The organism is Denitratisoma sp. agr-D3 (assembly GCF_054658675.1).
In genome coordinates, this window is record NZ_BAAGIA010000001.1 from 977,146 (window position 1) to 989,828 (window position 12,683).

A 12,683-nucleotide genomic window follows, 5' to 3' on the forward strand; every position below is an offset into this window, starting at 1 on the left:
TCCACGCGCTTTGTCGGCAACCGTGTGCTGTTCGGTTGCCGATTTTTCTTTGGCGGTGCCTGATGGCTGGCGCCGCTGTCCTCGCCGTGGCCTTGACCACCGGCTGCGCCGACCAGGGCGGCATCGTGCCCCAGTCCCGACTCAAGACCACCGCCGAGGTGTTGCGTGAACCCCTGGCCAAGGAAACGGTGCCGGACAGCGGCGCCTGGTGGGAAGCCTGGGGCGACCCCCAACTGAACCGGCTCATGGCCCAGGCCCTGGCCGGTAATCCCACCCTGCGGGTGGCCCGCAACCGTATCGAACTGGCCGCTGCCAGCGCTGACGAGGCGGAAAGCCTGACCTCCCTGCGGGCAGATGCCAAGGCGGACTTCCGCCGCGAACGATTTTCCGAAACCCACGTTTTCCCGCCGCCCCTGGGGGGCGCCGTGTATTGGAACAACGAGGCCGCCCTGAGCCTGGCCTACGACCTGGACCTGTGGGGCCGCCAGGACAGCCTGGCCGCTGCTGCCCTGGATGAACACCATGCCGCCCTGGCCGAAGCCTGGCAGGTGCGCCAGGCCCTGGCCGCCGCCGTGGCCGAGGCCTATGCCCAGTGGGCGCGGCAACTGGCGCTGCGGGACCTGGCCCGGGAAGAGCGCCAGCGCCTGGCCAAGGGCCTGGCCCTGATCCAGCGCCGCCAGCAGGCCGGCCTAGCTGCCGGTCGTGAAGGCGATGCCCTGGCCGACGCCCTGGCTCGCCAGCAGGCGAAGGAAGAAGCCCTGGCCGCCACCGTGGCCCTGGCCCGCCATCAACTCGCCGCCCTGGCCGGTCTGGCCCCCGGCGCGGCCGACGGACTGGAAACTCCCCATCTGGCCGCAGCGGAAACCCTGGCCTTGCCTGCCCATTTGCCCGCCGATCTGGTGGGTCGCCGTCCCGACCTGATCGCCCAGCGCTGGCGGGTGGAGGCGGCGGGTGAGCGCATCCACGCCGCCAAGGCGGCCTTCTATCCCAACATCGACCTGATGGCCTTCGTCGGCTTCCAGGCCCTGGGCTTCACCCGTTTCCTCGACGGCGCCTCCGGCGTCCATGGTTTCGGTCCGGCCCTGTCCCTGCCCCTGTTCGACGGCGGTCGCCGCCGCAGCCGCCTGGGCCAGGAAACCGCCGCCTACGACGGCGCCGTGGAGGCCTACAACGGCCTGCTGGTGAAGTCCCTGCAAACCGTGGCGGATCGGGTGACGGAACTGGATGCCAACCAGCGGGAAACCCGGGCCGCCGAGCAATCCCGCAGTGCCGCCCAGCGCCGTCTGGACAGCACCTTGCGGGCTTGGCAGGCCGGCGTGCTGGCCTACTCGGCCGTGCTGGATGCCCAGGGGGCGGAACTCAGCGCGCGGGAAACCCTGGCCAGCCTGGCCGCCGCCCGGCGGCGCAGTTATGCCGGCCTGATGCTGGCCCTCGGCGGTGGCTTGCCGGGGGAGCTGGAGATGCCAAAGAAGTTGGGCGAGAAGCGCCGTGGCGGCGATGGCGGTCCCGGAAGCCTTGGTGCTGGGAATGACGGTTCCGCTGGAGTCGACTCCGGAGCACGCGGCCCCCAGGCGTCTTCCCGCGCAACGCCCGCTGCCCGCACCATGACGAGCACCGTGATCAGCACGGCGGCCCAGGCTGGGGCCCGGCCATGAGCAATGTCGCGCCAGCGCTGTCGTCATCCGCCCCGGTTACTCTAGGGCGGCGAGTGGTGCAGGGCCTGGCCGGCCTGAGCAAGGGCGAGGGCATGCAGGTGTTCAAGGTGGTGCTGGCGGCCCTGTCGGCCCTCTTGATCTCCCTGGTCCTGGACCTGGATTCGCCCCGCACCGCCATGTTCAGCGTGTTCCTGGTGATGCAGGCCCGCAGTGGCCTGGTGTTCCAGAAGAGCTACTACCGCCTGATCGGCACCGTGGTGGGGGGCGCCGTCTCGGTGATGTTGATCGCCGCCTGCGCCCAATCGCCGGAACTGTTCTTTGCCGGCTTCGCCCTCTGGGTGGCTTTCTGTACCGCCGGTTCCTTCGTCTTCCGCAACTTCCAGTCCTACGGTTTCGTCCTCGCCGGCTATACGGTCTGTTTTGTCGCCCTGCCGTCCCTCAACGATCCCCTGCACGTCTTCGACGTGGCGGTGACCCGGGTGCTGGAAATGTTCGTCGGCGTCTTTTGCGCCGCCGTGGTCAGCGACACGTTGTTTCCCCAACGCATGGCCGATGTGGTCAAGGCCAGCCTGGCCCGCCGTTTCCACGATTTCACCGCCACCATCGGTGGCGCTCCGGCCAAGCTCCGGGCCGGCGACACGGGGCGGGACGCCATGCTGCGCTTCGCCGGCGATGCCCTAGGCCTGGAGTCGGCCCAGGCCAATGCCGGGCTGGAAAGCAGCGATCTGCGCCGTTCCCGTCTGCAATTGCAATTGCTCAACCACCGCTTCATGGGCGTCAGCAGCACCCTGCACGCTTTTCACCAGATGCTGCGGCGGCTGGGGCAGGGCACGCCCCTGGCGGCCGGCTTGCTGGATCTTTATGAACCCTTCAGTCGTTTGTGTCGGGAGGCCACTGGCCATCCCCGGCATGCGGCGCCGGCCCTGGCCGCCCGCATCGCCCATTGGCAGGCCGCACTGCCCGCCCAGGCGGCGGCCCTGCGCCAAGGCCTGGCCTTGCCGGCCGAGGCCGGGGAGGGTACTGGGCTGGACTTCGATACCGGGGTGGAGTTGCTCCAACGCCTGGCGGAGGAGTTGCGGGCCTACTGCCAGTCCCAGGTTCAGGTGGAGTCGCCGGAAGGGAGCGGCACGGACTGGATCGCCGATGCCGAACGGCTACGCTTTTCCACCCGCACCGACACCCTGCAAGCCTTCACCGCTGCCGGGCGGGGCGTGCTGGTGATGGCGGTGACGGCCTGCTTCTGGCTGGCCAGCGGCTGGGTCTGGGGCACCAGCCCCATCATCAACGGCGTGGCCTCGGGCACCATCTTCGCCGCCTTGCCCAATCCGACCAAAGTGATCCGCCAGTCCTTGCTCGGTTCGGTCCTGGCGCTGCCCCTGGGGCTGGCCTGGAATTTCTTTTTGATTCCCCAGGCCACTGATTGGGTGGGGCTATGCCTGCTGTTGATCCCGCCCCTGGCGCTGATCGCCTGGCTGGCGGCGAAGCCACGTTGGGCTGGCCTCGGTGCCGGCATGTACATCTCCTTCATGCTGCACACCAGCCTGGACCGCAGTTTCAGCGCAAGCTTGCCGGACTACTTCGACGCCTGCCTGGCGGACATGGTGGGCTTCGTCACGGCGGGGGTGTTCTACAGCCTGATCGATCTCAACGCCGGGCCCTGGGGCCGCCGTCGCATCGTCGGCGCCCTGCGTCGGCAGATGGTGGAAGCCTGTCGCGGTCCCGGTCGCTTGCAGCGGGAAGTGCTGGAAAGCGCCAGCCGCGACCTGGTGCAGCGCATCGCCACTCGCGGGCAATTGGCCGATGCCACCGATCTGTGGGTGTTTGACTGGTTGCTGACGGTGCTGGAAGTGGGCCGGGCCGCCATCGACCTGCGCAACCATCTTGAAGGTGATCACCGTCAGGCCATGCCCCTGGCCTTGTCCCTCGCCCTGGACCGTCTCGCCGCCCTGTTCGAGCAGCCCGGCCTTGGCCGGCGTCAGCAGGCCAGGGAGGCGGTGGAGTGCGCCATCCTGTCCCTTGCCCCTGGGGCCACCCCGGCGCTGCCGGACCGCCTCCGGCGCGGCCTCATGCTCGACCTGCATTTCATCCGCGGCGCCCTGGCGGACCCGGTGTCGGTGCTCGATAGCGCGGAGCTGCGTCATGGCTGATCTGCTTCTGGTCGGCGTGCGCCTGCCTTTCCTGCTGGGCCTGCTGCTGGCCTGCGGCGCCGTCCATCTGCTGCTCGACCGGCTGATCGCCCGCTTCGGCGGTTACGGCAGGGTCTGGCATCCGGGGCTGTTCCGGGTGGCGGTCTTCTTCTGCCTGTTCGCCGGTGCCGGTTTGTTGTTCATTCCCTGATTCCAACGGTTTTCCATGCTCCGATCCTCCTTGCTCAAGCGCTGTCTTCCCTACTTGCCAACCCTGGCCCTGCTCATCCTGGCCCTGGCCGCAGGCCAAACCCTCTGGTCCCGCTACATGGACGGTCCCTGGACCCGGGACGGCCGGGTGCGGGCCGACGTGGTGAGCGTGGCTTCCGACGTGGCCGGCTTGGTGACCGAGGTGGCCGTGGCGGACAACCAGTTCGTGAAAAAGGGCGAGCTGCTGTTCCGCATCGACAGCCAGCGATTCAAGCAGGCCCTGGCCCAGGCCGATGCCCTGGTGGCCCAGCGCAAGGCCGATCTGGAAATGCGCCATCGCCAGGCCAGCCGCCGGGCCGTTCTGGACGACCAGGCCATCTCCCGGGAAAACCGTGAGGACGCCAGCCTCGACGAGGCCGCCGCCCGGGCGCGTCTGGACGAAGCCCTGGCCCAACGGGAGGTGGCCCGCATCAACCTGGAGCGGACGGAGATTCGCGCCAGTGTGGACGGCTGGGTGGCCAACCTGCTGGTCCATCGCGGCGAGTTCATCCAGGCCGGCCAAGCCCGCCTGGCCCTGGTGGATAAGGATTCCTTCTGGGTGTACGGCTACTTCGAGGAAAACCGCCTGGCCTCCATCCACGTCGGCGATGCGGCGGAAATGACCCTGCTCGGGACCTCCTTTGTTCTCAAGGGCCATGTGGAAAGCCTAGCCCGAGGCATCACGGACCGGGACAATGCCACCAGCAGCAGTCTGCTGGCGGACGTGAATCCCAACTTCAACTGGGTACGACTGGCGCAGCGGATTCCCGTGCGCATTCATATCGATGAGGTGCCCGCCGGTGCCCAACTGGCGGCAGGCATGAGCTGCAATATCGTCGTGCATCCCCACCTCGGTTGAGGGGAACGGACAGGGATTCGTGCTTCAACAGAAACGCGGAAGCCACCATAGGAAAAGGGCCCTGTGCTGATTCAGCAAGAGCCCTTTTTCTTGGGACTCGCCGGACTTGCTGAGCAAGCGGCGAGCTTTGTTTCAGCCGGCTTGCGGCTCGGGACTGATGCGGGCGGCGGCAGCCTTGGCGGCGGTGGCCCGGGCATCGAGCCAGTTGCGGATGGCGATCATGAAACCCAGCAGGATGAAGGCGCCGGGGGGCAGGATGCCAAGCAGGAAGCTGTAGTCCTCGGGCAGAATCTGGATGCCGTGGAGGCCGGGGATCACCACCTCAATGCCGGAGAACAGCGTGCCCTGACCGACGAACTCCCGCGCCAGCCCCAGCACGCCCAGCACCAGGGCGAGGCCGAAGCCCATGATGAAACCGTCCCAGGTGGACTTGAGGGCCGGGTTCTTGGCGGCGAAGGCTTCGACCCGGGCTAGCACGATGCAGTTGGTGACGATCAGGGGAATGAAGATGCCCAGGATCAGATAGAGGTCGTGCATCCAGGCATTGAAGGCCAAATCCACCACCGTCACCAGGGCGGCGATGATCAGAATGAACACGGGGATGCGGATTTCGTAGGGGATGAAGGCCCGCAGCAGGGACACGGCGCCGTTGGACAAGGCCATGACGAAGGCCGTGGCCAGGCCGAGGCTGAAGGCGTTGGTGAAGTTGGTGGTGACCGCCAGGGTGGGGCACATGCCCAGCACCTGGGCCAGGATGCTGTTCTGCTTCCAGAGGCCGTTGGCGGTGATTTCGCGGTAAGTACTCATGGTTGTTCCTCCAGCGTCTGGCCGGCAGGCAGGGCAAACAGGGCTTCGCGGCGGGGCAGGGTCCATTCCAGGGCGCGGCGCACGGCGTTGGTCACGGCCCGGGGCGAGATGGTGGCACCGCTCATCTGGTCGATGCGGCCGCCATCCTTCTTCACCTTGAATTCGGCGACGGGAATCTGTTCAAAGCCCACGTCGTTGAATTGGGTGATCCAGGGACGGGCTTTGTTACGGTCCTTCTTGGGGTCGATGTAATCGCCCAGGCCCGGGGTTTCCTTGTGCTCGGTGACGCGCACGGCGGCCAGTTCGCCGTTGGCCTTGACCGCTAGGATCAGGCGGATCTTGCCGGAATAGCCGTCAGGGGCCACGGCTTCCAGAATCAGGGCGGAAGCCTCACCGTTCTTGCGGGCCCGATAGAGGGTGGTGCTGTCGTCGGTGCCCAGGGCGGCGGTGGCCGGCAGGCTGATGGTGTCCTTCAGCAGTTCATTGTCGTAGCGGTCGCTGGACAGCACAGCATTGATCATCTGCAGTTTTTCGGCAGCAGCACTGGCCTCGATGGCCGGCTTGGTGGCGAAGTAGGTGGCGGCCATCAGGGCGGTGAAGGCGATGCAGTACCAGAGCAGGATCACCGCCGTGCGGGCGGAAATGCGCAGGATGGACGATTCGCCGGGGGGCGGAATGTCGTCGTGGCTTAGGGTCGAGGGCGTGGTCGGGGCCTGGGGCTGTTCCTGGCTCATGCGTGTCCCTTTTTCTTGTTGTCGAGCTTGTGGCCGAAGACCGGGGGCTGGGTGGCCATGTCGATCAGCGGCACGCAAATATTGAGCAGCATCACGGCGAAGGCGATGCCGTCCGGGTAGGCGCCGAAGCTGCGGATTACCCAGGTGAGGAAACCGATGCCGGCGGCGAAGATCAGCTTGCCTCTGGGCGTGGTGGCGCCGGACACCGGGTCGGTGACGATGAAGAAGGCACCGAGCATGGCGCCGCCGCTGAACAGGTGGAACAGGGGGCCGGCGAACTGGTCGGGATTCAGCGTGTGGGCGATGCCTGCCATCAGGCCCAAAGCGGCCAGGAAAGCGACGGGCATGTGCCAGGTGATGATGCGCTGTTGCAGCAGGAAGAGACCGCCCAGCAGGTAGCCGGCGGCGACGAATTCCCATCCCTTGCCGCCCACGTTGCCGAAGCTGGCGCTGTGGCCGAAGATGCCGGCGACGGTGGCCTTGGCTTCGGCTGTGTGGAGGGCGGTACGCAGGGCATCCAGGGGCGTGGCCATGGTCACGGCATCCAGATGGCGCTCACCGAAGATCAGGCCCAACTGAGCGTGAAAGTCGGTGAAACCCGCGGCGGGCCATTGGCTCATGAGCTGCGGGTAGCAGACGATCATCAGGGCAAAGGCCGCCATGGCGGGGTTGAAGGGGTTCTGGCCGAGACCGCCGTAAAGGTGCTTGATGATGACCACAGCGAACAGGCTGGCCACCACCACCAGCCACCAGGGGCCGATGGGCGGGAAGGTGAGGGCGATCAGCCAGGCGGTGACCAGGGCGGAACCGTCGGAGACGAACAACCACACGGGTTTCTTGCGCAGGCTGAGCATCAGGGCCTCACCGGCCAGGGCGGCGGCGGAGGCCAGGGCCAGTTGCACCAGGATGGCGGCGCCGAAGAACCAGACGTAGGCAGCAATGCCGGGGATCAGGGCGGCCGCGACCCGCAGCATGACGCTGCGGACGCTGGCGGGTTTGACCAGATAGGGTGAGTTGTAGAGCATGGTTTTACTTTTCCCCGCTTTCATTGCCGGTAACCAGGGTGTCTACCTTGGCGTGGAGGGCTTCAGCGGCGTCCACCTGGGCTTGCTGGGCCGGGGACAGGTTCTCGGTATTGGCTGGTTTGACTTCAGCCTTCTGGGCGGCAGCCCGGGCCATGGCCGCGGCGATCAGGGCCTTCTTGGCGTCGTCGTCGCTGGCGGCGGCTGCTGCTGCGGGGGCGGCGGTCGTCGCAGCACCTTCGGCGGTTGGAGCGTTTGTCGCAGCGGCGGCCGCAGTTGCTTCCGCGGCCAGCTTGGCCTTGGTTTCGGCGGCTTTGGCAGCGAGACGGGCCGCCTTTTCTTCCTTCTCCCGTTCTTCGCGGAACTGGCGGAATTCAAAACGTTCCCGGGCGGCGTCGGCAGCAGACTTTTCCTTTTCCCGGGCCCAGATTTCGGCCTTGGAGAAACGGTAGTAATCCACCAAACGGATGCGTGAGGGGCAGACGAAGGCGCAGCAACCGCACTCGATGCAGTCGAACAGGTGGTATTCCTGGGCCTTGCCGAACTGCTTGGACTTGGAGTACCAGTAGAGTTCGAAAGGCTGCAGGTCGGCGGGGCAAGCCTTGGCACATTCACCGCAGCGGATGCAGGGCATCTCGGGCTCGGGCTCGGGGAACAGTTCAGGGCTGCCCACCAGGATGCAATTGGTGGCCTTGATCACGGGCACGTCGGCATTGGGCATGGCAAAACCCATCATGGGGCCACCCATGATGACGCGGTCCGTATTCGGTTTGGCCTTGGCCAGGGCAATGACGTGACTCATGGGCGTGCCGAACAGCACTTCGTAGTTGCGCGGCGCTTCCACGTTGCCGGCGACGGTGACGATGCGGGACACCAGGGGCTTGCCCAGGTTCAGGGCTTCGTGGATGCCGTAGCAGGTGCCGGTGTTGAAGCACTGCACGCCGTAGTCGGTGGAGCGCTCGCCGTGGGGCACTTCAATGCCGGTGAGCACGCGGATCAACTGCTTGGCGCCGCCGGCGGGGTAGCGGGTGGGGATGGCCACGATCTCGATACCCTTGGCGGCATCGCCCAGGGATTGCACCGTGGCCTTCATGGCGGCGATAGCGTCGGGCTTGTTGTCCTCGATCCCTACCAGGGCTTCTTCCGCCTGGAGCAAGGTCTTGAGGATCATGACGCCGCCCAGCACGCCAGCGGAGCGCTCGCGCATCTGCAAGTCGTCGCAGGTGATAAAGGGCTCGCACTCGGCACCGTTGATCACCAGGGTCTTGAGCTTGCCTGCCTTGCCGGCATTTACCTTGAGGTGGGTGGGGAATACGGCACCACCGAGGCCGACCACGCCGGCATCGCGCAGGATGTCACGGACGGCGGCGGGTTCCATGGTTTGCCAGGCCACGGGGGCGAGATCAATCCATTCATCCTTGCCGTCGGGCACCAGCACCACGCAAAGGGCGGACAGGCCGGAGGAGTGGGCCATGGTGCGCATTTCCACGGCCTTGACGGTACCGGAGGTGGAGGCATGGACGGCGGAGGAAACGTTGCCGTCGGCTTCGCCGATACGCTGGCCTTTTTTGACCACGTCACCGGCCTGGACCAGGGGACGTGGCGTGCCACCGACGCTCTGGTGCAGGGGGATGACCAGCTCGGCCGGTAGCGGCACCTGGCCGATGGGCTGGGTGGTGGAGTCAGTCTTGTGGGTGGCGGGCTTGACGCCACCGTGGAACTTGAACAATTGGCGCAGCATGGGTCAGGCCGCTTTCTGGGGGGCGACAGGGGTATTGATGGCGAACACCGGGTATTTCCATTTCCAGTTTTCGACGGTTTCGCCGATGGGCACCATGGAAATGCAATTGACCGGGCAGGGCGGAACGCATAGTTCGCAGCCGGTGCACAGGGATTCGACGATGGTGTGCATCTGCTTGGCAGCGCCGACGATGGCATCCACCGGGCAGGCCTGGATGCACAGGGTGCAGCCGATGCAGGTGTTCTCATCCACGAAGGCCGTGCTCTTGGGCTTTTCGACGCCGTGTTCGGCAGACAGGGATTTCACTTCCCGGCCCAGCAGATCGGCCAGCTTGCGGATGCCGTCCTCGCCGCCCGGCGGGCAGCAGTTGATGTCGGCCTCACCGGCGGCAATGGCGGTGGCGTAGGGCTTGCAGCCGGGGAAGCCGCATTGGCCGCACTGGGTCTGGGGCAGGATGGCGTCGATTTTTTCGACCAGGGGATCGCCTTCCACTTTGAATTTGACGGAGGCGTAACCCAAGGCAGCGCCAAGGACGATGGCGCCAAGCGCCATGACAAGAATGGCCGCGATCATTTGAACTTGTCCAATCCGGCAAAGCCCATGAAGGCCAGACTCATCAGCCCGCCGGTGACGAAGGCGATGGCGGTGCCCTTGAAGTACTTGGGCACGTCGGCCCCCTCCAGCCGCTCGCGGATACCGGCGAACAGGATCAGCACCAGGGAGAAACCCACGGAGCTGCCGAAGCCGAACAGCAGGGATTCCATGAAGTCATGGCGCAGGTTGATATTGAGCAGGGGCACGCCCAGCACGGCGCAGTTGGTGGTGATCAGGGGCAGATAGATGCCCAGCAGTTGATGCAGGCCGGGGCTGGTCTTTTGCACCACCAGTTCGGTGAACTGGACGATGGCGGCGATGGTGACGATGAAGGACAGGGTGCGCAGGTATTCCAGGCCGAAGGGGATCAGCAGGTATTTGTCGAGGATGTAACTGGTGCCGCAGCCCAGGGTCAGTACGAAGGTGGTGGCGGCGCCCATGCCGACGGCGGTTTCCAGCTTTTTGGAAACGCCCATGAAGGGGCAGAGGCCGAGGATGCGGACGAGAACGACGTTGTTGACGAGGACCGCGCCGAGCAACAGAAAAAGGTAACTGGTCATGAGGGAGCAACCCGGAAACGCCTTGCCATGAACAGCCATGGACCCACGGGGCGAAAGGGCGTAATTATCCCTGTTCGGACTGCGGCCGACAAGCTGAAAAAGCTTTTCTTTCCTATGGATAAGGCTTATCTGCCGGGGCGATGAAGGCATCGCCCCGGCAGGGTGCTAACGGTCTTGTTTCCTTCAGGCGTCGTCGCCCAGGTCCATGCCGCGGAAGATGGAGCAGCGCTCGAACACCGCCAGGGTCGGGGCGGCATCCTTGTGCTGGCAGTATTTCGCCACCAGCTTGGCCAAGCCCTTGATGTCCCGCCCCGTGGCAGCGGGGAAACGGTCGGCCAGGGTGTCCAGCAGGTCCGGCGCCACCGTCAGGGCGAACTGCTCGGTCATCACTTCCCAGATGCGGCGGCGGGCTTCCCGATCCGGCGGGGTGTATTTGATGATGGCGATGCAGCGGGAGACGATGGCTTCGTCGATGTCGTCGGCCCGGTTGGTGGTGAGGAAGAGCAGGCCGTTGAAATACTCCAGCACTCGCAGGAAGACGCCCACCACGGCGTTCATGGTGATGTTGTCGTCGCGGCGCTTGATGTATACGTCGGCCTCGTCGATCAGCATCACCGCGCCCCAGCGCTGGGCCCGGGTCAGCACGTCCTTGAGGGCGGTCTCCATGGCGCCCACGTTGAGGCCCAGTTGGCCCGAGTGGACCCGGTAGAGGGGGCGCTGGATGATTTCGGCGTACACCTCGGCGGTGAGGGTCTTGCCCACCCCGGCTGGGCCGGCGCAGAGTACCGTGGTGCCACCGGACTTGCCGGCGACGATGTCGTCCATCAGCACGTCCATCTCGGCGGTGAGGATGTCGATCAGGTCGGTCTGTTCCGGGCGGAGGACGAGTTTCTTCTTGAGTTCCGGCTGGTAGCGGTAGGGCTGGATGTCGTCCACGTGCACCCACAGATGGTGGTGCAGGTCCAGGTGGAACATGAGGATATAGCTGTGCACGGGCAGTTCGGTGAACAGCCCCTTGGGAATGGCGGATTGGGATTCCTCCATCTGGCTTTCGACCCGGCTGTCGTAGCGGGTGCTCTTGGCGGCCCGGCGCAGGTAGCGGCCAAGGATGTCGCCGGAGGCATCCAATGCCAGGGAGCGTTCGCCGATGATGCCTTCGTCGTTCACCAGCCGGGCCTGGCCGCCGGCGGAGCTGAGGATCACGATGTCCTTGCGGGCCCAGTCGGTATTGCGGTGGGTGGCGGTGGGATCCTCGGCAAAGTAGCCGGTTCCCTGGCCGGAAAACTGCGCGCCGTAACGGGCACGCCAATCGAAATACTTCTCCGCCGTGGCGTCGTAGGCGGCGATCAACGCCGGCGTTTCCTTGAGGTAGCCCTTGGCGGCGAGGATTTCGCTGAGGGTGCGTCCCGCCGCGTCGCGGCTGAGGATCATGATGTTTTCCGTCGCCAGCTTGGCCTTGGCGTTGGCCTTGAGCTCGATCAGGATGCGGGCGGTTTCCTCCTGGCCCGGCGGGGTGTAGTCGAGTCGGGTCACCACGTAGGCCAGGGGTTTGCCACCGAGGGAGGCGCGGAACAACCAGCCGCGGATACCGTCCTTGACCAGATATTGGGCCAGGGCCGGCATCAGTTTTTCCAAGTCCTCGCCGTCGAAGCGCTCCTGGTCTGCCTTGAGGGCCTGCACCAGGGTGCTCAACTGGGCGGCGTGGCCCTGCATCCGCGGCCCCGCTTGATGGTAGCGGTCGCTGAGGAAATCCAATTGGTCGGTGGAGAGTTGGTGGAATCCCAGTTCCACGCGGTTGCCGAAGCGCAATTGTTCCCGCAGCGGCATCAGGGTAGGAAAGGCTGTCACCAGGGCTTCCACGTGGGGGCGTTCAATTTGTAGCTTCATCGCGAGCTCCATCGGCGTTTTGCCCGACAACGCAGGAACTGCGCCAAGCCCGAACTCTGGCCTGCTTATCGGCTGTCGCGGGGGAGGTCGGCGTTGAACTTGGTGGGTTTCTGTCGCAAGTCGGACATGCCCAGGGGAAATGCCTTGAACTTGTGGGGGGCAGCCCCCATAATTCGCCCCATGGTTGTAATTCCGGCGATCTGGAAGCGCTTCGGACGCGGGTTCGATTCCCGCCACCTCCACCACTGGGGGGGTGTACTGGTTTCGACGGGGTGAGAGAAGGAAAGCAGGCAACCCGAGAGGCGACGGACGTAATCCGCGCAAATCCATAAACGCCAACGATGAGCGTTTCGCTATCGCCGCCTAAACGGCATAGCTGGGGCCGCTGAAGCCTTATTACCCAAGACAGCCGGCGGGGACTTCGGTCCCCGTCGTCACGTCTACGGGGT

At 65.6% G+C, this 12,683-nt stretch carries 11 protein-coding genes and 1 other RNA gene; 5 read left to right on the forward strand and 7 right to left on the reverse strand.

Annotation, left to right across the window (positions count from 1 at the left end; genetic code table 11):
* Positions 1–62 precede the first annotated feature (62 nt).
* From ACYQ2U_RS04690 to ACYQ2U_RS04705, 4 genes are read left to right on the forward strand one after another with little or no spacing between them, the layout of a single operon-like run.
* Entirely contained in the window at positions 63–1,655 is a 1,593-nt protein-coding gene (locus ACYQ2U_RS04690; RefSeq protein ID WP_459949162.1) for an efflux transporter outer membrane subunit, read from the forward strand.
* Entirely contained in the window at positions 1,652–3,802 is a 2,151-nt protein-coding gene (locus ACYQ2U_RS04695) for an FUSC family protein (protein ID WP_459949163.1), read from the forward strand. Before ACYQ2U_RS04690 ends, ACYQ2U_RS04695 begins: the two co-directional genes overlap by 4 nt.
* Positions 3,795–3,992: a DUF1656 domain-containing protein gene (locus ACYQ2U_RS04700; RefSeq protein WP_459949164.1), complete on the forward strand. Its 198-nt coding sequence runs from the start codon at positions 3,795–3,797 to the stop codon at positions 3,990–3,992. Before ACYQ2U_RS04695 ends, ACYQ2U_RS04700 begins: the two co-directional genes overlap by 8 nt.
* A gap of 15 nt (positions 3,993–4,007) precedes the next feature.
* On the forward strand, positions 4,008–4,889 hold the full coding sequence (locus ACYQ2U_RS04705; RefSeq protein WP_459949165.1) for an efflux RND transporter periplasmic adaptor subunit: 882 nt from the start codon (positions 4,008–4,010) through the stop codon (positions 4,887–4,889).
* A 132-nt stretch (positions 4,890–5,021) separates the two neighbouring features.
* Here the strand turns inward: ACYQ2U_RS04705 and ACYQ2U_RS04710 are convergent, their stop codons facing one another.
* The 7 genes from ACYQ2U_RS04710 to ACYQ2U_RS04740 form a co-directional block, all read right to left on the reverse strand.
* Positions 5,022–5,696, reverse strand: a complete 675-nt coding sequence (locus ACYQ2U_RS04710; protein WP_459949166.1) for an electron transport complex subunit E — start codon at positions 5,694–5,696, stop codon at positions 5,022–5,024.
* Positions 5,693–6,430 (reverse strand): electron transport complex subunit RsxG, encoded by a 738-nt coding sequence (gene rsxG, locus ACYQ2U_RS04715; RefSeq protein ID WP_459949167.1) that lies wholly within the window; start codon positions 6,428–6,430, stop codon positions 5,693–5,695. Before rsxG ends, ACYQ2U_RS04710 begins: the two co-directional genes overlap by 4 nt.
* A complete protein-coding gene (locus ACYQ2U_RS04720; RefSeq protein WP_459949168.1) occupies positions 6,427–7,455 on the reverse strand; it encodes an RnfABCDGE type electron transport complex subunit D in 1,029 nt (342 codons plus the stop codon). Before ACYQ2U_RS04720 ends, rsxG begins: the two co-directional genes overlap by 4 nt.
* 4 nt (positions 7,456–7,459) lie before the next feature.
* Complete coding sequence (gene rsxC, locus ACYQ2U_RS04725) at positions 7,460–9,193, reverse strand: electron transport complex subunit RsxC (protein ID WP_459949169.1); 1,734 nt, start codon at positions 9,191–9,193, stop codon at positions 7,460–7,462.
* Between the two features lie 3 nt (positions 9,194–9,196).
* Positions 9,197–9,766 carry an electron transport complex subunit RsxB gene (gene rsxB / locus ACYQ2U_RS04730; RefSeq protein ID WP_459949170.1) on the reverse strand — a complete coding sequence of 190 codons (570 nt, stop codon included), beginning with the start codon at positions 9,764–9,766 and terminating at the stop codon, positions 9,197–9,199.
* Entirely contained in the window at positions 9,763–10,347 is a 585-nt protein-coding gene (gene rsxA, locus ACYQ2U_RS04735) for an electron transport complex subunit RsxA (RefSeq protein WP_459949171.1), read from the reverse strand. Before rsxA ends, rsxB begins: the two co-directional genes overlap by 4 nt.
* A gap of 183 nt (positions 10,348–10,530) precedes the next feature.
* The gene (locus ACYQ2U_RS04740) at positions 10,531–12,234 is read right to left on the reverse strand and encodes an ATP-binding protein (RefSeq protein WP_459949172.1); all 1,704 of its coding nucleotides are present in this window, start codon (positions 12,232–12,234) and stop codon (positions 10,531–10,533) included.
* Positions 12,235–12,364: 130 nt separating this feature from the next.
* Between ACYQ2U_RS04740 and ssrA the strand changes: the two genes are divergently transcribed.
* Positions 12,365–12,671: a transfer-messenger RNA gene (gene ssrA, locus ACYQ2U_RS04745) on the forward strand.
* Positions 12,672–12,683: the final 12 nt, after the last annotated feature.